Annotated in this window: 23 protein-coding genes and 2 pseudogenes; 11 read left to right on the top strand and 14 right to left on the bottom strand. The window is 71.1% G+C overall.

From position 1 onward, the window contains the following. Positions 1 to 47: 47 nt before the first annotated feature. Positions 48 to 272, top strand: a pseudogene (locus tag HDA41_RS41610) (phosphatase PAP2 family protein); the annotation flags it as partial. A 28-nt stretch (positions 273 to 300) separates the two neighbouring features. Here HDA41_RS41610 and HDA41_RS28845 read toward each other — a convergent pair. Then, positions 301 to 1,191, bottom strand: coding sequence for an NAD(P)-dependent oxidoreductase (locus tag HDA41_RS28845; protein ID WP_184988856.1), 891 nt, complete (start codon positions 1,189 to 1,191; stop codon positions 301 to 303). 112 nt (positions 1,192 to 1,303) lie between these two features. Between HDA41_RS28845 and HDA41_RS28840 the strand changes: the two genes are divergently transcribed. Then, positions 1,304 to 1,633 (top strand): winged helix-turn-helix transcriptional regulator, encoded by a 330-nt coding sequence (locus HDA41_RS28840; protein WP_184988853.1) that lies wholly within the window; start codon positions 1,304 to 1,306, stop codon positions 1,631 to 1,633. Between the two features lie 7 nt (positions 1,634 to 1,640). Here the strand turns inward: HDA41_RS28840 and HDA41_RS28835 are convergent, their stop codons facing one another. Beyond that, complete coding sequence (locus HDA41_RS28835; protein ID WP_230299670.1) at positions 1,641 to 3,362, bottom strand: acyltransferase; 1,722 nt, start codon at positions 3,360 to 3,362, stop codon at positions 1,641 to 1,643. Positions 3,363 to 3,426: 64 nt separating this feature from the next. Here HDA41_RS28835 and HDA41_RS28830 point away from each other — a divergent pair, with 64 nt between their 5' ends. Continuing rightward, the gene (locus tag HDA41_RS28830) at positions 3,427 to 4,095 is read left to right on the top strand and encodes a phosphatase PAP2 family protein (RefSeq protein WP_184988847.1); all 669 of its coding nucleotides are present in this window, start codon (positions 3,427 to 3,429) and stop codon (positions 4,093 to 4,095) included. 3 nt (positions 4,096 to 4,098) lie between these two features. Here HDA41_RS28830 and HDA41_RS28825 read toward each other — a convergent pair whose 3' ends face one another. From HDA41_RS28825 to HDA41_RS28790, 8 genes and pseudogenes are all read right to left on the bottom strand, one after another. Further along, on the bottom strand, positions 4,099 to 4,554 hold the full coding sequence (locus HDA41_RS28825) for a hypothetical protein (protein WP_184988844.1): 456 nt from the start codon (positions 4,552 to 4,554) through the stop codon (positions 4,099 to 4,101). Positions 4,555 to 4,709: 155 nt separating this feature from the next. Further along, a pseudogene (locus HDA41_RS28820) lies at positions 4,710 to 5,422 on the bottom strand (helix-turn-helix domain-containing protein); the annotation flags it as partial. Positions 5,423 to 5,508: 86 nt separating this feature from the next. Next, a complete protein-coding gene (locus tag HDA41_RS28815) occupies positions 5,509 to 6,927 on the bottom strand; it encodes an NAD(P)/FAD-dependent oxidoreductase (RefSeq protein ID WP_184988841.1) in 1,419 nt (472 codons plus the stop codon). Between the two features lie 18 nt (positions 6,928 to 6,945). Continuing rightward, positions 6,946 to 7,746, bottom strand: coding sequence for an ABC transporter permease (locus HDA41_RS28810; protein WP_184988838.1), 801 nt, complete (start codon positions 7,744 to 7,746; stop codon positions 6,946 to 6,948). After that, a complete protein-coding gene (locus tag HDA41_RS28805; RefSeq protein ID WP_184988835.1) occupies positions 7,747 to 8,676 on the bottom strand; it encodes an ABC transporter permease in 930 nt (309 codons plus the stop codon). After that, positions 8,676 to 9,821 (bottom strand): ABC transporter ATP-binding protein, encoded by a 1,146-nt coding sequence (locus HDA41_RS28800; protein ID WP_184988833.1) that lies wholly within the window; start codon positions 9,819 to 9,821, stop codon positions 8,676 to 8,678. Before HDA41_RS28800 ends, HDA41_RS28805 begins: the two co-directional genes overlap by 1 nt. Before the next feature lie 6 nt (positions 9,822 to 9,827). Further along, positions 9,828 to 11,075, bottom strand: coding sequence for a polyamine ABC transporter substrate-binding protein (locus HDA41_RS28795; RefSeq protein ID WP_184988830.1), 1,248 nt, complete (start codon positions 11,073 to 11,075; stop codon positions 9,828 to 9,830). Between the two features lie 56 nt (positions 11,076 to 11,131). Beyond that, positions 11,132 to 12,667 carry a gamma-aminobutyraldehyde dehydrogenase gene (locus tag HDA41_RS28790; RefSeq protein WP_184988828.1) on the bottom strand — a complete coding sequence of 512 codons (1,536 nt, stop codon included), beginning with the start codon at positions 12,665 to 12,667 and terminating at the stop codon, positions 11,132 to 11,134. A gap of 200 nt (positions 12,668 to 12,867) precedes the next feature. Between HDA41_RS28790 and ybiA the strand changes: the two genes are divergently transcribed. Next, positions 12,868 to 13,437, top strand: coding sequence for a riboflavin biosynthesis intermediates N-glycosidase (gene ybiA / locus HDA41_RS28785; RefSeq protein WP_184988825.1), 570 nt, complete (start codon positions 12,868 to 12,870; stop codon positions 13,435 to 13,437). 47 nt (positions 13,438 to 13,484) lie between these two features. Here ybiA and HDA41_RS28780 read toward each other — a convergent pair whose 3' ends face one another. Then, the gene (locus HDA41_RS28780; RefSeq protein WP_184988822.1) at positions 13,485 to 13,949 is read right to left on the bottom strand and encodes a DUF4190 domain-containing protein; all 465 of its coding nucleotides are present in this window, start codon (positions 13,947 to 13,949) and stop codon (positions 13,485 to 13,487) included. Positions 13,950 to 14,018: 69 nt separating this feature from the next. Next, positions 14,019 to 14,639, bottom strand: a complete 621-nt coding sequence (locus HDA41_RS28775) for a DUF4190 domain-containing protein (RefSeq protein WP_184988819.1) — start codon at positions 14,637 to 14,639, stop codon at positions 14,019 to 14,021. A gap of 179 nt (positions 14,640 to 14,818) precedes the next feature. Between HDA41_RS28775 and HDA41_RS28770 the strand changes: the two genes are divergently transcribed. Both HDA41_RS28770 and HDA41_RS28765 read left to right on the top strand, forming a co-directional pair. Continuing rightward, a complete protein-coding gene (locus HDA41_RS28770; protein WP_184993803.1) occupies positions 14,819 to 15,937 on the top strand; it encodes an adenosine deaminase in 1,119 nt (372 codons plus the stop codon). Then, positions 15,934 to 16,680 carry a glycerophosphodiester phosphodiesterase gene (locus HDA41_RS28765; RefSeq protein ID WP_230299669.1) on the top strand — a complete coding sequence of 249 codons (747 nt, stop codon included), beginning with the start codon at positions 15,934 to 15,936 and terminating at the stop codon, positions 16,678 to 16,680. The genes HDA41_RS28770 and HDA41_RS28765 overlap by 4 nt, the downstream gene beginning before the upstream one ends. Here HDA41_RS28765 and HDA41_RS28760 read toward each other — a convergent pair. Then, positions 16,625 to 18,262 (bottom strand): RNA polymerase sigma factor, encoded by a 1,638-nt coding sequence (locus HDA41_RS28760; RefSeq protein WP_184988816.1) that lies wholly within the window; start codon positions 18,260 to 18,262, stop codon positions 16,625 to 16,627. The two genes, HDA41_RS28765 and HDA41_RS28760, sit on opposite strands and share 56 nt — an antisense overlap. Positions 18,263 to 18,484: 222 nt before the next feature. After that, positions 18,485 to 19,924: a gamma-aminobutyraldehyde dehydrogenase gene (locus tag HDA41_RS28755; RefSeq protein ID WP_184988811.1), complete on the bottom strand. Its 1,440-nt coding sequence runs from the start codon at positions 19,922 to 19,924 to the stop codon at positions 18,485 to 18,487. A gap of 164 nt (positions 19,925 to 20,088) precedes the next feature. On the opposite strand from HDA41_RS28755, the gene HDA41_RS28750 reads away from it, so the two are divergent. From HDA41_RS28750 to HDA41_RS28730, 5 genes are all read left to right on the top strand, one after another. After that, positions 20,089 to 20,628 (top strand): Lrp/AsnC family transcriptional regulator, encoded by a 540-nt coding sequence (locus HDA41_RS28750; RefSeq protein ID WP_184988808.1) that lies wholly within the window; start codon positions 20,089 to 20,091, stop codon positions 20,626 to 20,628. Positions 20,629 to 20,647: 19 nt separating this feature from the next. Continuing rightward, positions 20,648 to 22,009: an aspartate aminotransferase family protein gene (locus HDA41_RS28745; RefSeq protein WP_268251529.1), complete on the top strand. Its 1,362-nt coding sequence runs from the start codon at positions 20,648 to 20,650 to the stop codon at positions 22,007 to 22,009. A gap of 207 nt (positions 22,010 to 22,216) precedes the next feature. Next, complete coding sequence (locus HDA41_RS28740) at positions 22,217 to 22,966, top strand: ABC transporter ATP-binding protein (protein WP_184988805.1); 750 nt, start codon at positions 22,217 to 22,219, stop codon at positions 22,964 to 22,966. After that, positions 22,948 to 24,489, top strand: a complete 1,542-nt coding sequence (locus tag HDA41_RS28735; protein ID WP_184988802.1) for a hypothetical protein — start codon at positions 22,948 to 22,950, stop codon at positions 24,487 to 24,489. Before HDA41_RS28740 ends, HDA41_RS28735 begins: the two co-directional genes overlap by 19 nt. A gap of 118 nt (positions 24,490 to 24,607) precedes the next feature. Continuing rightward, complete coding sequence (locus HDA41_RS28730; RefSeq protein WP_184988799.1) at positions 24,608 to 25,015, top strand: VOC family protein; 408 nt, start codon at positions 24,608 to 24,610, stop codon at positions 25,013 to 25,015. The last annotated feature ends 9 nt before the right edge of the window (positions 25,016 to 25,024 follow it).

Below are 25,024 nucleotides of genomic sequence, written 5' to 3'. Positions count from 1 at the left end.
CCCTGTGGCCTGTCCTGAGCCCAGCCCCTGTCGTAGGTTCTACCCAGATGAGAGATACACCCCGCCCACAGGGGACTGTGGGTGACATCAGGCCGAGGCCTCCCCAGCTTCGACCTGGTCGTGCCCTCGCGCACACAACCGGAGCCTGAGGCTCTGGATCTCCTCACCGATCGGACAGTCGCCCGCCCCAAACCCCCCGGGGCGCGCGACGTTCCGGTCCGGACGGCCGCCTCGGAACCACCCCCCCTGTTCCGGGGCGGCCGACCTCCCTCTCCGGGCATCTCCGCCCCCTTGGTGGCGTCACGCCCGCTGTGGCGACTTCCTGAGCACTTCCGTCAGTGCCGAGATGCTGTGCTCGCCGTGGCCCGCCTCGGCCGCCCGCCGCACCAGGTCGTGCAGGGGAGCCAGCCAGGTGGTGTCGACGTTCGTCTCCTCCGTCAGGTCGTCGTCATGGGCCGCGGCCGCGAGGAAGAGGTTCACGGAACTCGCGGCGTCGCCGTAGTCACCGCTGTCGATCTCCGCGGCGAAGACCGGCAGCAGCTCTTTGAGCATGTCCAGCCACTTGCCGGCGAACCGCACCATCGTGTCCGCCCGCAGCCCGCGTGCCTGGACGGCCGCGGCCCCCTGGAAGAAGCCGACGAGCGCGGGCAGCAGCATCGCGCCCACCGCCATCTCGTACAGCGCGGCGAGATCGGGCTCCTCCCCGAGATGGACGGTGTCGCCGCCCAGCACTCTCAGGGTCCTCTCGTGTTCGTCGAAGACGGCCTTGTCCCCGCTGTAGTAGAGGAGGGTGTCCGGCTTCCCCACGGCCGACGGCACGTTCTTGACGGCCCCGGCGAGCAGACGGGCGCCGTGGGCGGTGGCCCACGCGGCCGTCTCACGGGCGCCGGCCGGGGAGCCGCTGTTCAGGGTGACGAGGGCGCGTCCCCGTAAGGCACGGGCGGCGGGCTCCAGCGCCGCGCGCGTGTCCTCGAACGTGGTCAGGCAGATGACGACCAGTCCACTCGACGCGACCGCGTCCGCGATGGACGCGGCGTGCAGCGCCCCCTGGTCCGCCAACGGCCCGGCCCGGCCCGGGGTGCGGTTCCAGACGGTCGTCGGGTGCCCCGCCGCCAGGAACGCCTCGGCCAGTGCCCTGCCCATCGAACCCAGTCCGACGACGGTGACGGATGTGCGGTTCTCCCCAGCCATGTTTTCTCTCCCTTGTTCTCCGTACGGGAATCCATGCTGGGTGATCGCGTACATTCCCTCAAGTACCTACATTTTTCTCGGGTACTGACATTTTTGTTCGTGGGAGGGTCGAATGACGAGACGCACCTATACATGCGGCCTGGACGCCGCCATCGCCGTCATGGGCGGAAAGTGGAAGGGCCTGATTTTGTTCTCGCTCGGTGAAGGGCCGTTACGCTTCGGGGAGTTGAGGCGGACAGTGGCCGGCATCAGCGAAAGGGTGCTGATCCTTCAGCTCCGGGAGATGGAGCACAGCGGCCTCGTACACCGCGAGGTGCACCATCAGGTGCCGCCGAAGGTGGAGTACTCGCTGACCGATTTCGGTCATTCCCTGAACGCGGCGATGGCGCCCCTCGGTGAATGGGGCGAGGAGAACCTGGAACGGATCGAAGCCATTCCGTGAGCCGGAGTCATGCGACTCTTGCGGCGGGGAGTGCCGGTTCCGGCCGGTGTATCCCCCGCGGGCGGTATTCCAGGACGTCCGCGAGGCCGACGAGATCCGCGAGCAGCCAGACGATGGCGAGCCACATCTCCGTGCCCTGGAGGCCGGGTTCACGGCCCGGGCCGGTTCCGTCGGGGGTGGGGCCGAAGGGGAAGCCCCGGCCCGGGTGCCAGCGGCGCAGGGTGGCGGTGAGCCGGGTCGCCGCCCAGGAGCGGGCCTCCTCGGCGCGGTGGGTGGTCTGCCGGGCGCAGAGCCACAAGGGGTGGATCACGTCCAGGACGTTGCAGGCGTTCTCCCGGCCGGGTGCGAAGTGGCGGGGGTCGCGCGCGTGGTCGAGGACCGTGTCGATCACGCGTTCCGCGTACGGTACGGGCAGGCCGAACTGGGCGAAGGAGCCGCGGGTGAGCCGGTAGTAACCGTTGACCATCTGGAGGCGCCCGGACTCGGGGGTGGGCGAGCCCCACATCGCCGTCCAGGGGTCGACGTGGGTGTGCAGCCAGCCGAACAGCGCCTCCAGCGCCCCGGGCGCGGCCGCCTCCGTACCGAGGCGCAGGTTCCAGTGCGCGGCGGTGGCCCAGGAGTCGACCCACGCTCCGGCGTGCCAGGCACGGTCGCGCCAGGGCAACTCGGCCAGCTGCCGGACCAGTCGGTCCGCCGTGGTGGTGCGCACCGTGTGGACCGGGTGGGCGAAGGAACTGCCGAGCAGGTCCAGGGCGTAGCCCACGCACAGCACGTGATAGGCCGAGGCCCCGTCCTCCGGCAGCCCAGCCGGGCCGGGGACCGGCGGTGCCGCGCCGTACTCGGGGACCAGCCCGGTGACGGGGTCCTGGAGCGCACGCAGCCGTGCCGTGTGCTCGGCGGCGGGCAGGTGGGGCGGCGCTTCCCCGAGCAGCAGCTCGGCGATCTCGACGGCGTCGCAGTGCGCCCGCACGGTCGGCTCGGCGCCGGGCCGGTCGACGTACCGGCCCGTGCCGGGCTGCCAGGAGCGGTCGAGCAGGTCGGCGGCCTGCGCACGGGCGGCGGTGACGAACGCGGACAGTTCACCGACGAGCACCGACCGCTCCTGGGCGGGGTGCGGGGCTCTCGCGCGAGGTGCGGGCACCCGCGCCTCCCTGCGGTCGCGGATCCGGCGGGCCGGGTTGCCGGCCGCCACCGTCCACGCGGGCAGGTTCTTCGTGACGACCGCGCCGGCGCCGATGACACAGTGGTCACCGATGGTGACGCCGTCCACGACGACCACGTGGGAGCCGATCCACACGTCGTCGCCGACCGTGATCCCACGGGTGGTGACGGGCTGCCGATGGACCGGCAGCTCGGGCGCGGTCCCGTGGTTGAAGGCGAGCAGCGAGCTGTGGGCGCCGATGCGCACCCCGTCCCCGAGGGTGACGGTGCCGCGCACCACGGTGAAGGGGTTGAGCGTGCAGTCGGCGCCGGTGCGTATCTCGCCGGTGACGTAGGCGTGGGCCGCGATGTACGAGCGGTCGCCCAGGTGCAGGACGTCCGGGTACACCGCGGCCGTCTCAGCGACGAAGCAGCCCTCACCGAGCCGTACGGACACCGGCCCCGCTCCCCCGAGCAGCCGCTTCTGCCGCTGCTCCTGTGCCGCCCGCTGCCCCTCCGTCGCCTGCTCGGCGTAGCGCCACGGACAGTGGTCGAAGAGGCCGTCGTCGTCGCTCTCCGGCTGGTTCACGTGATCCTCCACTGGGTCGCGCGGGTGGACAGTGGATATCTGTGCCCGTGCCAAGCTGTGTCCCATGCCGATCTCCGGGAACCAGGATCTCGCCGAGTCCACCACCGCGCGGCACCCGCGCTTCTGGGCCCTCCTGCTCGGCCTCCCGGCGCTCCTGTTCGCCCTGATCACCTGGCAGGTCGTCGACGGCGGCCCGCTCGTCCGCCTCGACGAGCGCGTCAGCCGCGGCCTCGTCCACCCGGACGGTCTCTCCGAGTTCCTCTCCGACCTCGGCAACGTCCAGGTCGCGGTCCCGGTCCTCGCCGTCGCCCTCGGATACGTCGCCCTGCGAACTCGCCGGACGGACCGCTGGTGGCTGCCCGTCACCGCCGTGGCCCTCCTCATGGCCCTGGTCCCGGTACTGATCATCCCGCTCAAGGAACTCACGGACCGTCCGGGCACCCCGGCCGTCCCGCCCGGCACCGGCTACTACCCCTCGGGCCACACCGCCACGGCCGCCGTCGCCTACGGCTGCGCGACCCTGCTCCTGCTCCCCCGGCTGGTCACGCACCTCGCCCGCCGCGCCCTGGTCACCGCCTGCCTCGTCCTGGTTCTCGGCGTGAGCTACGGCCTGGTCCGCCGCGGCTACCACTGGCCACTGGACGTGGTGGCCAGCTGGTGTCTGTGCGCGGTGCCGCTGTCGTCGCTGTGGCTGTTCCTCGGGCGGACGACGCCGCCCGGGCAGCCCCGGTAGGGCCTAATCTTCCTTCTTCGTGGCCAGCCCCACCGCCGCCTCGTGCATCGCCAGTTCCAGCAGGGCCGGGTCCGTCAGGGTGCCAGAACCGTCCGGGGGGACGAGCCAGCGGACTCCGCCGGGTGAGGAACGGCCCGGGTACGGCACGACGATCCAGGTGCCGGCGCCCGCCGTGCGGATGCCCGTGCCGAGCCAGCGGGCCGCGGTGCCCGGCGGCACGAAGAACCCCACGCGCGCGTCGCCGAAGTCGACGAGCACGGGGCCCGGCTGGTCGAGAACGCGGCTGAGCACGTCGAGCGTGGCGTAGCCGAGTGCGTCGGGCAGGACGAGCACGTCCCACGCGCTGCCGGCCGGCAGCAGCGCGACCCCGAGCGGGTTGCGCTCCCATTCCCAGCGGCAGGCCTCGGGATCGGGCGCGACGGATGCGAGCCACTCGACCGCCGTCTTCGCACCGGTCATCAGGATGACCTCCTTCTCACTCGTGGATCTCGCGAACGCGCAGGGCGTCCCGAGGGCGTCACGAGGGAGAGAGAGCTCTCCGTGCGGTCATTACGCGGGTTTCGGCCCCTCATCGGAGTGAACCGTCTCACACCCCGCCGGTTCAGCGTCGAAGCTCAGCCCCCGGCGTCCTTGACGCGCAGGGTGAGTTCGGTCATCTGGTTGTAGATGGAGCGGCGCTCGGCCATCAGGTTGCGGATCTTCCGGTCCGCGCGCTCGACGGTCTCCCGGTCACGGCCGCCGAAGACCGAGGCGATCCTCGGCGTCGACAGGTCGGTGAGCTCGCGGCACAGGTACATGGCGATCTGACGAGCCGTCACGTGGCGCGTCCGCGTTCCTTTCCGCACACGTCGTCGGCCGTGACGCCGAAGTAGTCGGCGGTCTGCGCGATGATCAGTCGCGCCACGTCCTCCTCCCGTGTCGGCACCCGGTCCGGCACCAGGTCCCTGAGGACGACCTCGGCCAGCCGTACGTCCACCTGCTGCCGGTTCAGGGACGCGAAGGCGGTCACGCGGATCAGCGCCCCTTCCCGTTCCCGGACGTTCCGCTGGACCTGCGAGGCGACGTACTCCAGGACCTCCGGCGGCGCGGCGAGCTGCTCCCGTTCCACCCGGCGTTGCAGAAGGGCGACGCGCGCCTGCTGGTCGGGCGGCTGGACATGCGTGATGAGCCCGGACTCCAGCCGGCTGCGCAGCCTGTCCCCGAGGTGGGTCAGCTGCTTGGGCGGACGGTCCGAGGACGGCACGATCTGTTTGTTCGCGCTGTGCAGCGCGCCGAAGGTGTGGAGGAGCTCCTCGCGCAACCGCTCCTGGTCGGCGAGGAACTGGATGTAAGGGCCGCCGCGCCGGGAGGAGGCCCGGCCAACGGCCCCGCCGGAGCGGGCGGAGCCCTGCGCCGGGCCGGACCCCCGAGTGATCAGCTGTCGAAACCCAGTCCCAGCCGGTCCATCGCGCGCAGCCACAGGTTGCGCCGGCCGCCCTGGGCGTCCGCGCGGGCCAGGGACCACTTGGTGAGGGCGATGCCCGTCCAGGCGAAGGGTTCCGGGGGGAAGGGCAGGGGCTTCTTGCGGACCATCTGCAGTTCCGTGCGTTCCGTGCGCTCGCCGGACAGCAGGTCCAGCATCACCTCGGCGCCGAAGCGCGTCGCGCCGACGCCCAGGCCCGTGTAGCCGGCCGCGTAGGCGACCTTCTGCTGGTGGGCGGTGCCGAAGAACGCCGAGAAGCGGGAGCAGGTGTCGATCGCGCCGCCCCAGGCGTGGGTGAAGCGGACGCCCTCCAGTTGCGGGAAGCAGGTGAAGAAGTGCCCGGCGAGCTTGGCGTAGGTCGCCGGGCGGTCGTCGTACTCGGCGCGGACGCGGCCGCCATAGGGGTAGATCGCGTCGTAGCCGCCCCAGAGGACGCGGTTGTCGGCGGACAGGCGGAAGTAGTGGAACTGGTTGGCGCTGTCCCCGAGGCCCTGGCGGTTCTTCCAGCCGATCGAGGCCAGTTGAGCGGGGGTGAGCGGCTCGGTCATGAGGGCGTAGTCGTAGACCGGGACGGTGTACGAGCGGACGCGTCTGACCAGGTTCGGGAAGATGTTCGTGCCGAGGGCGACCTGGCGGGCGCGCACCCGGGCGTAGGGGGTGCGTACGGTCATGCCGGTGCCGTACGGCTTCAGGGTGAGGGCGGGGGTGTGCTCGTAGACGCGGACGCCCAGCTCGACGCAGGCCCGCTTCAGGCCCCAGGCCAGCTTCGCCGGGTGCAGCATCGCCACGCCCCTGCGGTCCCACAGGCCCGCCTGGAAGGTGGGTGAGTTCACCTGTTCCCGGACCGCCTCGGCGTCCAGGTACTCGACGTCCTCGGCGAGGCCCCGGCGGGACATCTCCTCGTGCCAGGCGCGCAGTTCCGCCGCCTGGTACGGCTCGGTGGCGACGTCGATCTCGCCGGTGCGTTCGAAGTCGCAGTCGATGGAGTGCCGGGCGACCGCCGCCTGGATCGCGTCGAGGTTGCGGGTGCCCAGCTCCTGGAGCTTGTGGATCTCGTCGGGCCAGCGGGCGAGGCCGTTGGGCAGGCCGTGGGTGAGGGATGCGGCGCAGAACCCGCCGTTGCGGCCCGAGGCGGCCCAGCCCACCTCGCGGCCCTCCACCAGCACCACGTCCCGCCGCGGGTCGCGTTCCTTGGCGATCAGCGCCGTCCACAGTCCGCTGTAGCCGCCGCCGACGACCAGCAGATCGCAGGTCTCGGAGGTGGTGAGGGCGGGTTCGGGACGGGGCCGGCCGGGGTCGTCCAGCCAGTACGGGACCGGCTGGGCTTCCGACAGGGATCTCGTCCACTGACTCATGGCGCCTGGGGCCATGATTTCAACTCCCTACAGTCATGCCTTTTGTCTGTTACGGCGATTACCGACGGCCATCGAGGCCAGGACCAGCAGCACGGCGACGAGGAACATGGCCGTACCGATGACGTTGATCTGCACGGGCGTTCCGCGCTGTGCCGAGCCCCAGACGAACATCGGGAACGTGACGGTCGAGCCCGCGTTGAAGTTCGTGATGATGAAGTCGTCGAAGGAGAGGGCGAAGGCGAGCAGCGCGCCCGCCGCGATTCCCGGCGCCGCGATCGGCAGGGTGACCCGGACGAAGGTCTGGAACGGGCCCGCGTACAGGTCCCGCGCCGCCTCCTCCAGTTTCGGGTCCATCGACATCACGCGCGCCTTGACGGCCGTGACCACGAAACTCAGGCAGAACATGATGTGCGCGATGAGGATCGTCCAGAAGCCCAGCTGGGCGCCCATGTTGAGGAACAGGGTGAGCAGCGAGGCGGCCATGACGACCTCGGGCATCGCCATCGGCAGGAAGATCAGCGAGTTCACGGCGCCGCGGGCGCGGAACCGGTAGCGGACCAGGGCGAAGGCGATGAGCGTGCCGAGGAGGGTGGCGCCGAGGGTCGCCCAGAACGCGATCTGGAGACTGACCGACAGCGAGCCGCACAGGTCGGAGACCCCGCAGGGGTCCTTCCAGGCGTCCAGCGAGAACTGCTGCCACTCGTAGTTGAAGCGCCCCTTCGGTTTGTTGAAGGAGAACACCGTGACGATGACGTTCGGCAGGAGCAGATAGCCGAGCGTCAGGAGTCCCGCGATGACGACGAGATTTCTCTTGAGCCAGTTGACGAAGGGCATTTAGACCAGATCCTCCGTCCCGGACCTGCGGATGTAGAGGGTGACCATGAGGAGAATGGCCGCCATGAGGATGAAGGAGAGCGCCGCGGCCGTCGGGTAGTCGAGCACTCTGAGGAACTGTGTCTGGATGACGTTGCCGACCATGCGGGTGTCCGTGGAGCCGAGCAGATCGGCGTTGACGTAGTCGCCGGTGGCCGGGATGAAGGTGAGCAGCGTGCCGGAGACGACACCCGGCATCGACAGCGGGAAGGTGACCTTGCGGAAGGTCGTCCAGGGACGGGCGTACAGATCACCGGCGGCCTCGTGGAGCCGGCCGTCGATCCGCTCCAGCGAGGTGTAGAGCGGCAGGATCATGAACGGCAGGAAGTTGTACGTCAGTCCGCAGACCACCGCGAGCGGCGTGGCGAGGACCCGGTCGCCGGCGGTCCAGCCGAGCCAGCTGGTGACGTCCAGGACGTGCAGCGTGTCGAGCGCGCCGACGAGCGGGCCGCCGTCCGCGAGGATCGTCTTCCAGGCGAGGGTGCGGATCAGGAAGCTGGTGAAGAACGGCGCGATCACCAGGATCATGATCAGGTTCCGCCAGCGGCCCGCGCGGAAGGCGATCAGATACGCGAGCGGGTAGCCGAGCAGGAGGCACAGGATCGTGGCGGTGCCCGCGTAGAGCACGGACCGGACGAACTGCGGCCCGTACGCGGACAGCGCGTCCCAGTACGTGGCGAAGTGCCAGGTGACCTTGTAGCCCTCCTCCAGGGAGCCCGTCTGCACGGACGTGGAGGCCTGGTAGATCATCGGCAGCGCGAAGAACACCAGCAGCCAGAGGATGCCGGGGAGCAGCAGCCAGTACGGGGTCCAGCGGCCCCTGCGCTTCGGGGGTTGCGGCTCGGGGGCTCGTGGTGCGAGCGGCGGTGGCGCCTCGGTGAGTGTCGACATCAGGCCGCCTCTTCCACTCCGGCGCCGGCGTCCTGGGCGGCGTCCAGGCCGAAGGTGTGGGCCGGGTTCCAGTGCAGGACGACCTCGGCGCCGGGCACGAGCCGCGGGTCGCGGTCGATGTTCTGGGCGTAGACCTCGAAGTCGGTACAGACCGGGCTGTCGACGACGTACTGGGTCGAGACGCCGATGAAGCTGGAGTCGGCTATCCGGCCGGTGATGCGGTTGCGGCCCTCGGGTATCTCGCCGGCGTCGTCGGCGTGGGTGAGGGAGATCTTCTCCGGGCGGACGCCGACCAGCACCTTGCCGCCGGCCGTCGTGGGGGCGCCGCACCGGGCCTCGGGTAGGACGAGCTTGCCGCCGCCCGCCTTCAGCACGATCTCCTCGCCGCTCTTGGAGTCGACCTCGGCCTCGATGAAGTTGGAGGTGCCGAGGAAGTTGGCGACGAAGGTGGTGCGCGGGTTCTCGTAGAGGTCGGCCGGCGAGCCGAGCTGCTCGACGCGGCCCGCGTTCATCACGGCGACCGTGTCGGCCATGGTCATGGCCTCCTCCTGGTCGTGCGTGACGTGGATGAAGGTGATGCCGACCTCGGTCTGGATGCGCTTGAGCTCCAGCTGCATCTGGCGGCGCAGCTTCAGGTCGAGGGCGCCGAGCGGCTCGTCGAGCAGGAGCACCTTGGGGTGGTTGATCAGCGCCCGGGCCACGGCGACGCGCTGCTGCTGGCCGCCGGAGAGCTGATGCGGCTTCTTGCGGGCCTGCTCACCGAGCTGGACGAGGTCGAGCATCTCATCGACCTGCTTCTTCACCGATTTCAGGCCGCGCCGGCGCAGGCCGAAGGCGACGTTCTCGAAGATGTCGAGGTGCGGGAAGAGGGCGTACGACTGGAAGACCGTGTTCACCGGCCGCTTGTACGGCGGGAGGGACGTCACGTCCTGGTCGCCCAGGAAGACGGTGCCGGCGGAAGGTTCCTCCAGGCCGGCGATCATGCGCAGGGTGGTGGTCTTGCCGCAGCCGGAGGCGCCGAGCAGGGCGAAGAAGGAGCCCTGCGGGACGGTCAGGTCGAGCGGATGGACGGCGGTGAAGGCGCCGTAGGTCTTGGATATGCCTGTCAGGCGGACGTCGCCGGTGGGGTCTGTCTTGTTCGTCATCCTGGGTCACGCCCCCGTCAGCTTCGCGAACTTCTCTTCGAACTCGGTCTCTTCCTTCGAGCTCAGCGAGCGGAAGGCGTGCGACTTGGCGGCCATGGCCTTGTCGGGGATGATCAGCGGGTTGTTCGCCGCGTCCTCGTCGATCTTCGCCAGTTCGGCCTTCACGCCGTCGACGGGGCACACGTAGTTGATGTACGCGGCGAGTTCGGCGGCCGGCTTCGGCTCGTAGTAGAAGTCGATGAGCCGCTCGGCGTTCGTCTTGTGGCGGGCTTTGTTGGGAATCAGCAGGTTGTCGGTCGACGTCATGTAGCCGCTGTCCGGGATGAGGAAGTCGATGTCCGGGCTGTCCGCCTTGAGCTGGACCACGTCCCCGGCCCAGGCGACGCAGGCCGCGAAGTCGCCGCTGGTCAGGTCGGAGGTGTAGTCGTTGCCGGTGAAGCGGCGGATCTGGCCCTTGTCGACGGCCTTCTGGAGCCGGGCGATGGCCGCGTCGTAGTCGTCGGCGGTGAAGTCCGCCGGGTCCTTGCCCATGTCGAGCAGCGTCATGCCGACGCTGTCGCGCATCTCCGACAGGAAGCCGACGCGCCCCTTGAGCTTGGGGTTGTCGAGCAGGTCGGATATCGACTTCACCTCGACGCCGTCGAGCGCCTTCTTGTTGTACGCGATGACGGTCGAGATGCCCTGCCAGACGTAGGAGTAGGCGCGGCCCGGGTCCCAGTCGGGGCTGCGGAACTGGGCCGACAGGTTGGCGTAGGCGTGCGGCAGGTTGGCCGGGTCGAGCTTCTGCACCCAGCCCAGGCGGATCAGGCGGCCGGCCAGCCAGTCGGTGAGGACGATGATGTCGCGGCCGGTGTCCTGGCCCGCGGCGAGCTGCGGCTTGATCTTGCCGAAGAACTCGTTGTTGTCGTTGATGTCCTCGGTGTACTTGACCTTGACGCCGGTGCGTTTGGTGAACTGCTCCAGCGTCGGGTGGTGCTTGCCGCTGTCGTCGACGTCCATGTACTCGGTCCAGTTGGAGAAGCTCACGGTCTTCTCCTTGGCCGAGCGGTCCTCCGCCGGGACGCCGCCCTGCGACTGGCCCGCCGCCGGGATGCCGCAGGCGCTCAGCGTCCCGAGTCCGCCGGCCGCGAGCGCGCCGCCCGCGGAGGCGCGCAGCAGCGACCGCCGGGTGAGGGCGGCCCTGCCGTTCCTGAGACTGCGCCGCATGGCGGCCACTTGGGCCGGGGACAGGCGGTCGGGCTCGTACTGCTCCATGCGCGTGGTGCCCTTTCGGAGGGTGGGCGGCCGTTGGTCAGGCGGCCTGCAGACGACTATCGGTCCCCGAAGACGGTGCGGTGCCAGTCCTTCACGGCCACCGCGGTGTTGTCGAACATGACGTGCTTGATCTGCGTGTACTCCTCGAACGAGTATGCGGACATGTCCTTGCCGTAGCCGGAGGACTTGTAGCCGCCGTGCGGCATCTCGCTGATGATCGGGATGTGGTCGTTGACCCACACGCAGCCCGCCTTGATCTCGCGCGTGGCCCGGTTCGCCCGGTACACGTCCCGGCTCCAGGCGGAGGCGGCGAGCCCGTACGGGGTGTCGTTGGCGAGCGCGATGCCCTCGTCGTCGGTGTCGAAGGGCAGCACGACCAGGACCGGTCCGAAGATCTCGGACTGGACGACCTCGCTGTCCTGCGGTGCGTCGGCGATCAGGGTGGGCCGGTAGTAGGCGCCCTTGGCCAGCTGCCCCCCTGGCGCTTCTCCGCCGGTCACCACGCGCGCGTAGGCGCGCGCCCGGTCGACGAAACCGGCGACCCGGTCGCGCTGGACGTGCGAGATCAGCGGGCCGAGGTCGGTGCCGGGGGCGAAGGGGTCGCCGAGCCGGACGGTCTCCATGAGCGCCGCCGTCCGTTCCACGAAGGCGTCGTACAGCGGCCGCTGCACGTACGCGCGCGTGGCGGCCGTGCAGTCCTGCCCGGTGTTGATGAGCGCGCCGGCGACCGCACCGTGGGCGGCGGCCTCCAGGTCGGCGTCGTCGAAGACCACGAAAGGCGCCTTGCCGCCGAGCTCCAGGTGGAGGCGCTTGACGGTGGCGGTGGCGATCTCGGCGACACGCCTGCCCACGGCGGTGGAGCCGGTGAAGGAGGTCATGGCGACGTCGGGATGGCCGACGAGGTGCTCACCGGCCTCCTTGCCGGTGCCGGTGACGATGTTGATCACACCGTCCGGGATCCCGGCGTCCGTGGCCGCCCGGGCGAAGAGCAGCGAGGTCAGCGGGGTGAGCTCGGCGGGCTTGAGGACGATGGTGTTGCCCGCCGCGATCGCCGGCAGGACCTTCCAGGCGGCCATCTGGAGGGGGTAGTTCCAGGGCGCGACGGAACCGACGACGCCGATGGGCTCGCGCCTGAGGTACGACGTGTGGTCCCCGGAGTACTCACCGGCGGACTGGCCCTGCAGAAGCCGCGCGGCACCGGCGAAGAAGGCGGTGTTGTCGATCGTCCCCGGGACGTCGAACCCCCGGCTCAGCTTCAGCGGCTTGCCGCACTGGAGCGACTCGGCACGGGCGAAGTCCTCGGCGTGGTCGGCCAGGACCGCGGCGAACCGGTGCAGGGCGTCGGAACGCTCGCCGGGCGTGGCTCCCGCCCAGCCCGGGAAGGCCTCGCGGGCGGCTGCGACGGCCCGGTCGACGTCGGCCGTGCCGGCCAGTTCGTAGCGGAGCACTTCCTCGCCCGACGCCGGGTCGACGACCGCGTGCGTGCGGCCGGAGGTGCCCCTGCTCAGGCGGCCGGCGATGAACTGGGCGCCCTCCTCGAAGCGCGCCTCGGCCGGGAATCGGTCCGGGGTGGCGTTGCCCGGGTTGTGCATGTCGCTCTCCTCCGTGTCCCCGTGGTGGGGCCGGCGTGGCTCAGGCTCGATTTGAGTGCCGATCCTGACAGAGGGATGCCACTGCAACAAGGGATTCCGTTGTTGATTTTTGGTTACGCGACGGAATCTGTCGGCCAGGTGTCGAGTCCGCCGCGAAAAGGCACGACGGTGTGTCAGTGGTGCGTGCCAGACTCGCGGGCATGGAGGAGATCACGGGGGCGGTCGGCTCCTTGGACGCCTTGATCAGGGCGGTCCGCGCCGGCGCGAGGGTCAGGTATCTGCATTTCTGGGGGCACCGGCCGCGGCCGGACGGCCGGGTCGGGGCGAGCTGCCTGAGCCAGTGGTGGCCGGCGCCGTTCACGGTGGACGGCGTGGAGTACGCGACCGCCGAGCACTGGATGATGGCCGGCAAGGCCCGGCTGTTCGGAGACGCGGCGGCGGAGCGCGCCGTGCTCGCCGCCGGGCATCCCGCCGAGGCGAAGAAGGCCGGGCGGCAGGTGCGCGGGTTCGACGAGGCGATATGGCAGCGGGAGCGGTTCCGGATCGTCGTGGAGGGAAGCGTCCACAAATTCGGCGCGCATCCGGAGCTGCGGGGATTTCTGCTGGGCACAGGCGAGCGGGTGCTGGTCGAGGCGAGTCCCGTGGACCGGGTGTGGGGCATCGGGCTGGCCGCGGACGACGAGGCGGTGGCGGATCCGGAGCGGTGGCGGGGGCCGAACCTGCTGGGATTCGCGCTGATGGAGGCGCGGGAGCGGCTGCGAGGGGCATGAGGTGAGGGGCCGGCCCCATGAGGCCGGCCCCCCGTGACGCAGCAGCTTCAGGCAGCCGCGCCGATCCCGCCCATGATGCTGGCGAAGAGCAGGAAGCCCAGCAGCGGCAGGATGACGGTGGCGATGATGCCGCAGACCAGCCCGGCGGTCGCCGCGCCCTTGTTGGTGGCCTCACCTCGGGTGGCCTTGCCCCGGCCGATGGCGCCGAAGATGATCGCCAGGATGCCCAGGATCACGCCGAAGAACCACAGAATGAAGGTCACGCTGCACACCACGCCGATGATGCCCAGCACCAGACCCGTGGTTCCCATGCCGTTGCTCGGCTGCGCGGGCATCGCGTAACCGGGCGCCTGGGGGTAGCCCGCGGGCGGCGCGGCCGGGTAGCCGGGGCTGCCCTGGGGGTAGCCGTAGCCGGGGCCGCCCTGCTGCGGATATCCGTAGCCGGGGGCCGGCTGCTGCGGGGGCTGGGACGGCGGACCGAACCCACCGGGCGTGGGATTGGTGTTGGACATGGACGATCTCCCCTCCGTTGTCAGACCAGGGAATCGTAGTGGCCAACTCCGCCGCGCAGTACGGCCGTTTCAGTGGTGGGACGGGGCGGTGGCGACCGGGGCGTGGGCGCCGTAGTACGGGTCGTCGTACGGCTCGTCGCTGTTGATCGCGGCCGTGATGCCGACGGCTATCAGGACGATCACCGCGATGCCGAGGATGATCCCGATGATGCCCATGATCAGGCCGGCCTGGGCCTGACCGTGGTTGGTGGCCACTCCGGCCTCGGCGCGCCTGCGGCCCTTGATGCCGAAGACGATCGCGAGGATGCCGGTGACCAGGGAGACCACGCCGTACAGACAGAAGAGCGTGCACGAGACGATGCCCAGCACCATCGCGGCGATGCCCAGGCCGTTCTGGGGGGCCGGCTGCATACCGGGCCAGCCGTAGCCCGCCTGGGGATAGCCGGGGTAGCCGTACCCGCCGGGGGCGGCGGGTGGGGGCGGGACAGCGCCGGTGCCCGAGGTGTCGAACGGTGGCGTGCCGGTGGGTGGGGTGAAACCCGCGCTCGGCATCGAGGTGACCGTGGCCTGGTCGTGCACGGGGGGCGGCCCTGCGGTGGGGGGCTGTTGCTTGTCGAGTGACGGCCGGTTCTCCGGGGGCGCCCACGGATCGTGGCCGCCGCCTCCACCGGACTGCGTCGGGTCCGTCATGGTGCATCCCCCCTGGGTCGATCGTGCCGCCATGCTACGGGGCCGTTCGGTGCGTGCCACAGTGCGGGTGCGTGGGGCTGCTCGCCCCCACGCGGCAAAGCCGCACATCGATAGGGACCCGTGCCCCTCAGGGGCACTGCCCCCGTGTCTACGATGAGACCCGCGTCATCGATCAGCCGATCACCCGCGCCCCGCCCGCCACTCGCCGGCAGGGGCGCCGTTCCGGGGAGGAACCCTTGACCGAGCATCTCGTCGACCCCCGTGCCCCGCGCGACCTGAAGGCCTTCGTCGCCGGTCTGCCCAAGGCCGAACTGCACGTGCACCACGTGGGCTCCGCCTCCCCCCGGATCGTGTCCGAGCTGGCCGCCCGGCATCCCGACTCGAAGGTTCCGGCCGACCCCGCAGCCCTGGTCGACTACTTCTCCTTCACCGACTTCGCCCACTTCATCGAGGTGTACCTGTCGGTCGTCGACCTGATCCGCACCCCGGAGGACGTCCGGCTGCTGACCTACGAGGTGGCCCGTGACCTGGCCCGGCAGCAGGTGCGGTACGCCGAGCTGACCATCACCCCCTTCTCCTCCACCCGCCGCGGCATCGACGAACGCGCCTTCATGGACGCGATCGAGGACGCCCGCAAGGCCGCCGAGGCCGACTTCGGGACGGTGCTGCGCTGGTGCTTCGACATCCCCGGCGAGGCGGGGCTCGAAGCCGCCGAGGAGACGACCCGGCTCGCCACCGACGACCGGCTGCGCCCGGAGGGCCTGGTCTCCTTCGGACTGGGCGGGCCCGAGGTCGGCGTGGAGCGGCCGCAGTTCAAGCCGTACTTCGACCGGGCGATCGCCGCCGGGCTGCACTCCGTACCGCACGCCGGCGAGACCACCGGCCCGGAGACGGTGTGGGACGCCCTCACGCATCTGCGAGCCGAGCGCATCGGTCACGGCACCAGCTCCGCGCAGGACCCGAAGCTGCTCGCGCACCTCGCCGAGCACCGGATCCCGCTGGAGGTGTGCCCGACCTCCAACATCGCCACGCGCGCGGTCCGCACACTCGACGAGCACCCGATCAAGGAGTTCGCCGAGGCCGGGGTCATCGTCACGATCAACTCCGACGACCCCCCGATGTTCGGCACCGACCTCGACAACGAGTACGCGGTCGCCGCCCGGCTGCTCGACCTCGACGAGCGGGGCCTGGCCGACCTGGCGAAGAACGCCGTCGAGGCCTCCTTCCTGGACCCGGCGGGCAAGGCCCGGATCACGCAGGAGATCGACACGTACACCGCGGGGTGGCTGGACCGGTGACACCCTCCCCCGAGCACCCGGCGCGGCTCGTGACCGCCGTGGCCCACCGGGGCGACCCCTACCGCCACCGCGAGAACACCGTCGCCTCGCTGCGTTCCGCGCTCGACCGGGGCGCGGACGCGGTGGAGATCGACGTACGGCTGACCCGGGACGGCGTGCCGGTGCTGCTGCACGACGACACGCTGAAGCGGCTCTGGGAGCACGAGCGGCCGGTGCTCGCGCTGTCCTGGGAGGAGGTGCGCGGGCTCACCGGCGGCGCGGTTCCGGCCCTGGCGGAGGCGCTGGCCGCGACCGACGGCCACCGGGTGATGATCGACCTGCCCGGCTCGCCCGACGTGCGGGCGGTGCGGCGGGTGATGGACGCCGTACGGGAGGTGGGGGCGGCGGACCGCGTGTACTACTGCGCGGGCGCCGACGCCATGCTCGCCGTGCGCGCGGCGGACCCGGCCGCCGAGATCGCCCTCACCTGGACGACGCTGGCCCCGCCCCGGCCCGTCCTGCTGGAGGCGGTCCGCCCGCGCTGGCTCAACTACCGTTTCCCGCTGGTGGACCGCCCCCTCGCCGACCGCGTCCACCGCGACGGCTACCTGCTGTCCGTCTGGACCCCCGACACGCGCCGCTCGATGCGGCGGCTGCTGGACGCGGGGGTGGACTCGATCACCACCAACCGCATCGACGTGCTGTGCGCTACACGCGCGAGCGCTGGGGCACCGTCGCCGGATCGGCCGGGGTCGAGCGCGTGACGTACTGCGGCACCGGCGCGCTGTCCGTGCCGGTGTCGCGGACCAGGCCGTAGCGGATGGCGCCCTGAGCGGGGCCCTCGTTGACGTCCTTGTCCACGGCCTCCCAGCCGGTCGGGGAGACGGCGAGGCCGTAGTCGCAGCCGCGTTCGTTCTGGGTGAGGGTGACGGTGCCGTCGACGTAGAAGTACTCGTTCTGCCACATCTGCTGGGTGCCGGGCGGCAGCACCGCGTATCCGATGTCCGGGCCGCCCATGCCGGTGGCGTAGCCGTTCGGGGCGCCGGGCAGCGGGTCGTCCATGCGGCGCGAGCCGCCGGAGGCCACGTGGAACAGCTTGCCCTTCAGGCCGGTCCAGGTCGGCATGACCACCGCGCCGGGCCGGGCGTGCGGCGAGATCTGCCAGCGCACCAGGACGTAGCCCCGGCCGCTCAGCGTCACGTTGTCGCCACGGTGTTGCATGACGGCCTTCGGGCCGCCGGTGCTGGTGATGCCGGACTCGGGGCGGCGGGGCAGGGCGGCGGGCCGGGCGTTCGGGTCGGGGGCGCGGTCGACGGCGTCGACGACCGTGCCGTACAGGTCGGCCTTCTTCGTCGCCGACGGGGAGGGCGTGGGGGTGGGGCTGGGCGTGGCGGAGGGCGGCGGTTCGGAGGTCGCCGCCGCCATGGGGCTGACCGCGGCCCGGGGAGGCGGAGCGTCCGGCGGCTGGGTGGCGACGTAGGCGCCGCCCGCGACGATCGTCGCGCCGGCGGTCATCGCCACGGCCGGCTTGGTGAGCGCGCCCAGCAGCTTGGCGGACCACCCGGCGGAGCCGGCGGCCACGGCCGTCTTCCCGCCGAAGGCGAGCGACAGCGTGAACCCGACGGGCAGCGGGACGAGCGCGATGCCGACCAGGAGGCGTTCCGCCGGTACGACCGTCTCGTGGGTGTCGCCGCAGTAGCCGCAGCCCCTAATGTGCCGGGCCAGCCGCTTGCGCCACACCGAGTCGGGCCGGCCGTTCCAGCGGCCGGTCAGCTCGCGCAGGTCGGGGCAGGCGCCGTCCAGGGCGCGGACGATGCCGCGCGAGGTCTCCAGGCGCTCCTTCATCCGCTGCACGCGCACGGCGGCGTGCTGCCGGGTGATGCCGACGGCGGCGGCCAGCTCGCGCCGGGTCAGTTCGCCCGCGACCTCCAGCCACCACAGCGACAGCAGCTGCCGGTCCTCGCCGTCGAGCCACCGCGCGGCCTCGGCGACCTCGCGCCGCTGCCCCTCCAGCTGGAGCCGCAGCACGGTCAGTTCGGCGAAGTCGGAGGCCGCCGCCTCCTCCAGCCGGTCCGGGGTCCGGCGCCGGGCCCGGTCGCGTATCTGGCGCATGGCGATCGCCACCAGCCAGGACCGGAAGCTGTCCGGGTCGCGCAGCGAGCCGAGGTTGTCGACCGCGCGCAGCATGGTCTCCTGGACGACGTCGTCGACGTCGGCGTGACCGTTCAGGGCCCGGCCCACGATGTTGTAGACCAGCGGCAGCCAGCCCGCGACCAGCTCGTCCAGCGCCTGCCGGTCGCCGGACTGCGCCGCCGTGATGGTGGCGCGCCACTGCTGACTGTCCACGGTGGCCTCTCGACGCCTGGGATCGCTGATGTTCCGCACGCACCCTCTCAGGTAGGACCGGGATCTTGGCTATGCCGGGGATCACAGACGGAGACGGTGTGAAGGACTTGCGGATAACACTTTTCCGCGCGGGCCACCGGACGCACGAGCGGCCCCGGACGGAACCAACCGTCCGGGGCCGCAGGCAGTCCTGCCCGGGTGACTACGGGTGACTACGGGTGACTACGCGTCCAACGACGTCATCACGTGCTTGATCCGCGTGTAGTCGTCGAAGCCGTACGCCGACAGGTCCTTGCCGTAGCCGGACTTCTTGAAGCCGCCGTGCGGCATCTCGGCGACCAGCGGGATGTGGGTGTTGATCCACACGCAGCCGAAGTCGAGCTTCTTGGACATCCGCATGGCGCGGCCGTGGTCCTTGGTCCACACGGAGGAGGCGAGCGCGTACTCGACGCCGTTGGCCCACTCCACCGCCTGCTCCTCGTCCGAGAAGGACTGGACGGTGATGACCGGGCCGAAGACCTCCTTCTGGATGATCTCGTCGTCCTGCTTCAGGCCCGAGACGACGGTCGGCGCGTAGAAGTAGCCCTTGTCGCCGACCCGCTTGCCGCCGGCCTCCACGCGCGCGTGCGCGGGCAGCCGCTCGATGAAGCCCTCGACCTGCTTGAGCTGGTTGGGGTTGTTGAGCGGGCCGAACAGCACGTCCTCGTCGTCCGGCTGCCCGGTCTTCGTCTCGGCGGCGGCCTTCGACAGCGCGGAGACGAACTCGTCGTGGATGGACTCGTGGACGAGGACGCGCGTGGCGGCCGTACAGTCCTGGCCGGCGTTGAAGTAACCCGCGACCGAGATGTCCTCGACGGCCTTGGCGATGTCGGTGTCCTCGAAGACCACGACCGGGGCCTTGCCGCCCAGCTCCAGGTGGACGCGCTTGACGTCCTTGGCCGCGGACTCGGCGACCTGCATGCCGGCCCGTACGGAACCGGTGATGGAGGCCATCGCCGGGATCTCGTGCTCGACCATCAGGCGGCCGGTCTCGCGGTCGCCGCAGATGACGTTGAAGACGCCCTTGGGCAGGATCCCGCCGAGGATCTCCGCGATCAGCACCGTCGACGCGGGGGTGGTGTCGGACGGCTTCAGCACGACCGTGTTGCCCGCCGCGATCGCCGGGGCGAACTTCCACACGGCCATCATCATCGGGTAGTTCCACGGCGCGACCTGCGCGCAGACACCGACCGGCTCACGGCGCACGATGGAGGTCAGGCCCTCCATGTACTCACCGGCCGAGCGGCCCTCCAGCATCCGCGCCGCACCCGCGAAGAAGCGGATCTGGTCGACCATCGGCGGGATCTCCTCGGAGCGGGTCAGCCCGACCGGCTTGCCCGTGTTCTCCACCTCGGCCGCGATCAGCTCCTCGGCGCGCTCCTCGAAGGCGTCCGCGATCTTCAGCAGGGCCTTCTGGCGCTCGGCGGGCGTGGTGTCGCGCCAGCCGGGGAAGGCCTCGGCGGCCGCCGCCATCGCGGCGTCCACGTCCGCCTGCCCGGACAGCGGAGCGGTCGCGTACGCCTCGCCCGTCGCGGGATTGACCACCTCGGTGGTCCGTCCGTCGGCGGCGTCCCGGAACTCACCGCCGATGTAGTTGCGCAGACGACGCAGCTCGGTGCTCACTGCCGGCCCTCCAGTTCGGATGTCCAGTACTTGAGACACCCACCCTAGTCGGCCGACCCACGTTTTCAACACCCCCGCTCCCTTCGATCGTGCGGAATCCGCAGGAGTCGGCTACTGAAACAACGGATTTCATCGATCGAGGCTTGCGGAAGTGTCGAGACCTCGTGCACAGTGAGCTCGTGGCCAGTCGAAGCGCAGACCAGAAGGGCTCGCGGGAGCACCGCGAGTCCTCCCGCGAGTCCAGGAACGGCAGCTCGCCGCAGCTGGACGCCGTCTCCCTCGCCATCATCGAGCAGCTCCAGGAGGACGGCCGCCGGCCGTACGCCGCCATCGGCAAGGCTGTGGGCCTGTCCGAGGCGGCCGTGCGCCAGCGCGTCCAGAAGCTGCTCGACCAGGGCGTGATGCAGATCGTCGCCGTCACGGACCCGCTCACCGTGGGCTACCGCAGACAGGCGATGGTCGGCGTCAACGTCGAGGGCGACGTGGAGTCGGTGGCGGACGCGCTGACGGCCATGTCCGAGTGCGAGTACGTGGTGATGACCGCGGGTTCCTTCGACCTGATGGTGGAGATCGTCTGCGAGGACGACGACCACCTCCTGGACGTCATCAACAAACGCATCCGGGCCGTCCCCGGCGTGCGCTCCACCGAGAGCTTCGTCTACCTCAAGCTCAAGAAGCAGACCTACATGTGGGGAACCCGATAACCGTGAGGACCCGATAGCCGTGAGCAAGGACCTCTCCCAGACCGCGTACGACCACCTGTGGATGCACTTCACGCGCATGTCGTCGTACGAGAAGGCCCCCGTCCCCACCATCGTCCGGGGCGAGGGCACGTACATCTACGACGACCAGGGCAAGCGCTACCTGGACGGTCTCGCCGGCCTGTTCGTGGTGCAGGCCGGGCACGGCCGCGTCGAGCTCGCCGAGACCGCCTCCAAGCAGGCGCAGGAGCTGGCGTTCTTCCCGGTGTGGTCCTACGCCCACCCCAAGGCCGTCGAGCTGGCCGAGCGCCTCGCGCACCACGCCCCGGGCGACCTGAACAAGGTCTTCTTCACCACCGGCGGCGGCGAGGCCGTCGAGACCGCGTGGAAGCTCGCCAAGCAGTACTTCAAGCTGGTCGGCAAGCCCACCAAGCACAAGGTCATCTCGCGCGCGGTCGCCTACCACGGCACCCCGCAGGGCGCCCTGTCCATCACCGGTCTGCCCGCTCTGAAGGCGCCGTTCGAGCCCCTCGTGCCGGGCGCCCACAAGGTCCCGAACACGAACATCTACCGGGCGCCGATCCACGGTGACGACCCCGAGGCCTTCGGCCGCTGGGCCGCCGACCAGATCGAGCAGCAGATCCTCTTCGAGGGCGCGGACACGGTCGCCGCGGTCTTCCTGGAGCCGGTGCAGAACGCGGGCGGCTGCTTCCCGCCCCCGCCCGGCTACTTCCAGCGGGTCCGCGAGATCTGCGACCAGTACGACGTGCTGCTCGTCTCCGACGAGGTCATCTGCGCCTTCGGCCGGCTGGGTACGTACTTCGCCTGCGACAAGTTCGACTACGTCCCGGACATGATCACCTGCGCCAAGGGCATGACCTCGGGCTACTCCCCGATCGGCGCCTGCATCGTCTCCGACCGCCTGGCCGAGCCGTTCTACAAGGGCGACAACACCTTCCTGCACGGCTACACCTTCGGCGGCCACCCGGTCTCCGCGGCCGTGGGCCTGGCCAACCTCGACCTGTTCGAGCGAGAGAACCTCAACCAGCACGTCCTCGACAACGAGGGCAACTTCCGTGCCACCCTGGAGAAGCTCCACGACCTGCCGATCGTCGGCGACGTCCGCGGCAACGGCTTCTTCTACGGCATCGAGCTCGTCAAGGACAAGGCCACCAAGGAGTCCTTCGACGCGGACGAGACCGAGCGCGTCCTGTACGGCTTCCTCTCCAAGCAGCTGTACGACAACGGCCTGTACTGCCGTGCCGACGACCGCGGCGACCCGGTCGTCCAGCTCGCCCCGCCGCTGATCTCCGACCAGTCGACGTTCGACGAGATCGAGCAGATCCTGCGCGCCACCCTCTCCGAGGCGTGGACCAAGCTCTGACCGGCCGTCGCTCCGATCGTCTGCATGGATGATCAACACCGGCCCCGGTGCCGCCCGTTCGAGTGAGAAACGGCGGCCCGGGGCCGCGTGCTGTCCGGCGTCAAGCCGCCTTCTGCCTAGCGTGCCCAGTGACCGATCGGCCCTGCCTTCGTTCCCCCGCACGGGGGATGGCACGGGAACTACGGATCTGAACCGAGGTGTACGCCCATGGAGGCCCCGCCTGACAACGACGTGCTCTGGGCACGCGCCCTGCACTTCCAGCACGACGACGGCTCCCCCGCGCTCAGCGGCATCTCGCTCGGCGTCCGGGAGGGCGAGATCCTCGCCGTCAGCGGCCCGCGCGGCAGCGGCAAGACGACCCTGCTGCGCTGCCTGTCCGGCCTGGCGCCCGTCCGGCGCGGCGAGGTCTGGTTCAACAGCGTGCCCGTGCACACCATGGGCCCCCTCACCCGCGAACGGCTGCGCCGCGACCGCTTCGGCTGGATCGACCCGGCCCCCTCGCTGGTCCCGGAGCTCAACGCCTGGGAGAACGCCGCCCTGCCGCTGATGCTGCGCGGCACCAGCCGGCGCCGCGCCAAGACCGCGGCCATGGAATGGCTGGAGCGCCTGGACATCGGCGAGGGCGCCCGCAAGCGCCCGCACCAGCTGGTGCAGGCCGAGCGGCAGCGGGTGTGCATCGCCCGCGCCCTCGCCCCCGCCCCGTCGGTCCTGTTCGCCGACGAGCCCACAGCACCCCTGCACCGTGCCGACCGCGCCCACGTGCTGCGCACCCTCACCACGGCGGCCCGCTCCCACGGCATCACGGTCGTCCTGGCCACGCACGACGCGGAGACCGCGGCGCTCGCCGACCGCACGGTGTCCCTGCTCGACGGACGGCGCGTGCAGACGGTGCACCTGCCGCCGGTCGCCGAGCCCACCGAGACGGAAGGCCGGGCCGCGTGCTCGCTCTCCGTCTGACCCGCGGCGCCCACCCCGCCGTCCAGCTGCGCCGCCTCCTGGTCGCGGCGGCCTCAACGGGGACGGGCTTCCTGTTGCTCTGCACCCTGGGCTACGCGCTGGGCCACCCCGGCTCCACCGGCACCGCCCTGCTGCGCCTGGCCTGGTGCCTGGCTCCCCTGGCCGCCACCGTGTACTTCGCGGTCGCGGTGGCCCGTACCGACCCGGGTACCAAGCCCCGCCCCGGCCTGTCCGCGATCGGCCTCGGCCCGCTGCGCCTGATGGCCGTCTCGGCGACGACGACGGCCCTGTCCTGCACGCTGGGCTCGATGCTGGCGCTGCTGTTCTTCCTGCACCTGCGCGGTGACCTGACGGGCATGCCCTTCGACGGCGCGGCCGCCGAGTCCCTCGCGGCGGGCCGGCCGCTGCCGCTGCCGGGCACCCTGACGCTGCTCGCGATCGTGCCCGCAGCCGCGTCGGTGGCGGTGGCGGTGGCGCTGCGCCCGAGGGAGACGGGCCCGGCCCCGTCCCGGCCGGCCGGGACGTACGGCCGTTTCGGCCGGCAGATCGTCCGGCCCACGGACGGTCGTGCCGCCGGGCCCGCCGAACCCACCGCCTCGGCCGGGCCCAACGGGTCGGCCGGGCCGAACGGCGGGCCGCCGCCGGCGCGGGCGGGCGCGTCCGTCCCGGCCGCGGCCACGGGCTCGACCGCCCGGGGCGCCGGGAGCACGGTGAGCGCGGTCGAGGACCCCGCCGAGCAGTCCGGCCCTCAGACGGAGACACCCCTCGCCGTGAGCGCCGTGATCCCGGCCGGGAGCGCCGCGCACGCGGGCGGGAACGTCCCGCGGCACTCGGCCCGGCACGCCGCGGCACCCGACGGCGCCGACGATCCCGCCGCTTCCGACGCGGCCCTGCCGGACATCCCCCTGCCCGACGACGCCCCGACCTCCGCGCCCTCCGGTCTCCCCTGGGGCATCACCCTCCTGGCCGCGGGTCTCGCCGTGGAGACGTACACGAGCCGTACCGCCCCCGCGCCCCCCGACCTCACCTTCTCCGGCGCCTCCCCCGGCGTCCTGGCGGGCTGGGCGCTGGCCGCCGCCGGCCTGGCCCTGGCCGGTCCGGGCGTGACCCATCTGTGCGGACGGCTGCTCCAGTCGGCCCGCCCCGGCGCCCTCCGGCTCCTGGCCGGCCGGATCCTCATGGCGGAGGCCGGCCGGATCGGCCGCCCCCTGGGCGTGGTCTGCGCGGTGCTGGCGGCCGCGTACGCCATGGCGCTGCTGCACGCCCCGGACGGGCTGTCGCTCGGTCCGCTCACCACGCTCGGCGTGCTGCTGGTGACCGGCTGCACCGTGGCGACGCTCCTCACGGCGGCCGTCGAGGCCCGGCAGGCCCGCGCCGAGACCACCGCCGCACTGCTGCGGCTCGGCGCCCCCGCGACGATGCTGCGCGGTGCCGCCGCCCTTCGCGCGGGCGCGCTGCTCGCCCTGTTCGGCCCGCTGACCGTGACGGTCGCCGAACTGGCGGCGCTGCCGCTGGCCCGCTGAAGCCGGCTGAGGTCCGCTGAAAAACTCGTACGGAAAAATCTCCGTACGGCGATGAGTTCCGCACCGGCCCCAGGTCTGTCCCCACGTAACGACACGGAACCGATGGGAGAGACCCGGCATGTACCAGCAGATGATCTTCGTGAACCTGTGCGTCAGCGACCTCGACGCCTCGAGGAAGTTCTTCACGCAGCTCGGCTACTCGATCAACGAGCAGTTCAGCGACGACACGGCCGCCTCGGTCGTGATCAGCGACACCATCGTCGTGATGCTGCTCACCAAGGAGAAGTACGCCCAGTTCACCAAGAAGGAGATCGCGGACTCGAGGAAGACCAGCGAGGTGCTCATCGCGCTGAGCGCCGAAAGCCGCGAGAAGGTCGACGAACTGGTCGAGAAGGCCGTCGCGGCCGGCGGCTCGGTCTCCGGCGAGACCCAGGACCACGGCTTCATGTACGGCCGCGCCTTCGACGACCTGGACGGCCACACCTTCGAGGTCGTGTGGATGGACCCGTCGGCAGTCGAGGGCTGAGACATGGCT

Origin of the sequence: Streptomyces caelestis (assembly GCF_014205255.1) — a bacterium.
Lineage (GTDB): Bacteria > Actinomycetota > Actinomycetes > Streptomycetales > Streptomycetaceae > Streptomyces > Streptomyces caelestis.
This window is presented reverse-complemented; position numbering and strand designations above follow the sequence as displayed.

Coding starts and splice junctions, on each gene's coding strand:
- HDA41_RS28845 (WP_184988856.1), bottom strand. CDS start 1,191: ATGGCTGGGGAGAACCGCACATCCGTCACCGTCGTCGGACTGGGTTCG.
- HDA41_RS28840 (WP_184988853.1), top strand. CDS start 1,304: ATGACGAGACGCACCTATACATGCGGCCTGGACGCCGCCATCGCCGTC.
- HDA41_RS28830 (WP_184988847.1), top strand. CDS start 3,427: ATGCCGATCTCCGGGAACCAGGATCTCGCCGAGTCCACCACCGCGCGG.
- HDA41_RS28825 (WP_184988844.1), bottom strand. CDS start 4,554: ATGACCGGTGCGAAGACGGCGGTCGAGTGGCTCGCATCCGTCGCGCCC.
- HDA41_RS28815 (WP_184988841.1), bottom strand. CDS start 6,927: ATGGCCCCAGGCGCCATGAGTCAGTGGACGAGATCCCTGTCGGAAGCC.
- HDA41_RS28810 (WP_184988838.1), bottom strand. CDS start 7,746: ATGCCCTTCGTCAACTGGCTCAAGAGAAATCTCGTCGTCATCGCGGGA.
- HDA41_RS28805 (WP_184988835.1), bottom strand. CDS start 8,676: ATGTCGACACTCACCGAGGCGCCACCGCCGCTCGCACCACGAGCCCCC.
- HDA41_RS28800 (WP_184988833.1), bottom strand. CDS start 9,821: ATGACGAACAAGACAGACCCCACCGGCGACGTCCGCCTGACAGGCATA.
- HDA41_RS28795 (WP_184988830.1), bottom strand. CDS start 11,075: ATGGAGCAGTACGAGCCCGACCGCCTGTCCCCGGCCCAAGTGGCCGCC.
- HDA41_RS28790 (WP_184988828.1), bottom strand. CDS start 12,667: ATGCACAACCCGGGCAACGCCACCCCGGACCGATTCCCGGCCGAGGCG.
- ybiA (WP_184988825.1), top strand. CDS start 12,868: ATGGAGGAGATCACGGGGGCGGTCGGCTCCTTGGACGCCTTGATCAGG.
- HDA41_RS28780 (WP_184988822.1), bottom strand. CDS start 13,949: ATGTCCAACACCAATCCCACGCCCGGTGGGTTCGGTCCGCCGTCCCAG.
- HDA41_RS28775 (WP_184988819.1), bottom strand. CDS start 14,639: ATGACGGACCCGACGCAGTCCGGTGGAGGCGGCGGCCACGATCCGTGG.
- HDA41_RS28740 (WP_184988805.1), top strand. CDS start 22,217: ATGGAGGCCCCGCCTGACAACGACGTGCTCTGGGCACGCGCCCTGCAC.
- HDA41_RS28730 (WP_184988799.1), top strand. CDS start 24,608: ATGTACCAGCAGATGATCTTCGTGAACCTGTGCGTCAGCGACCTCGAC.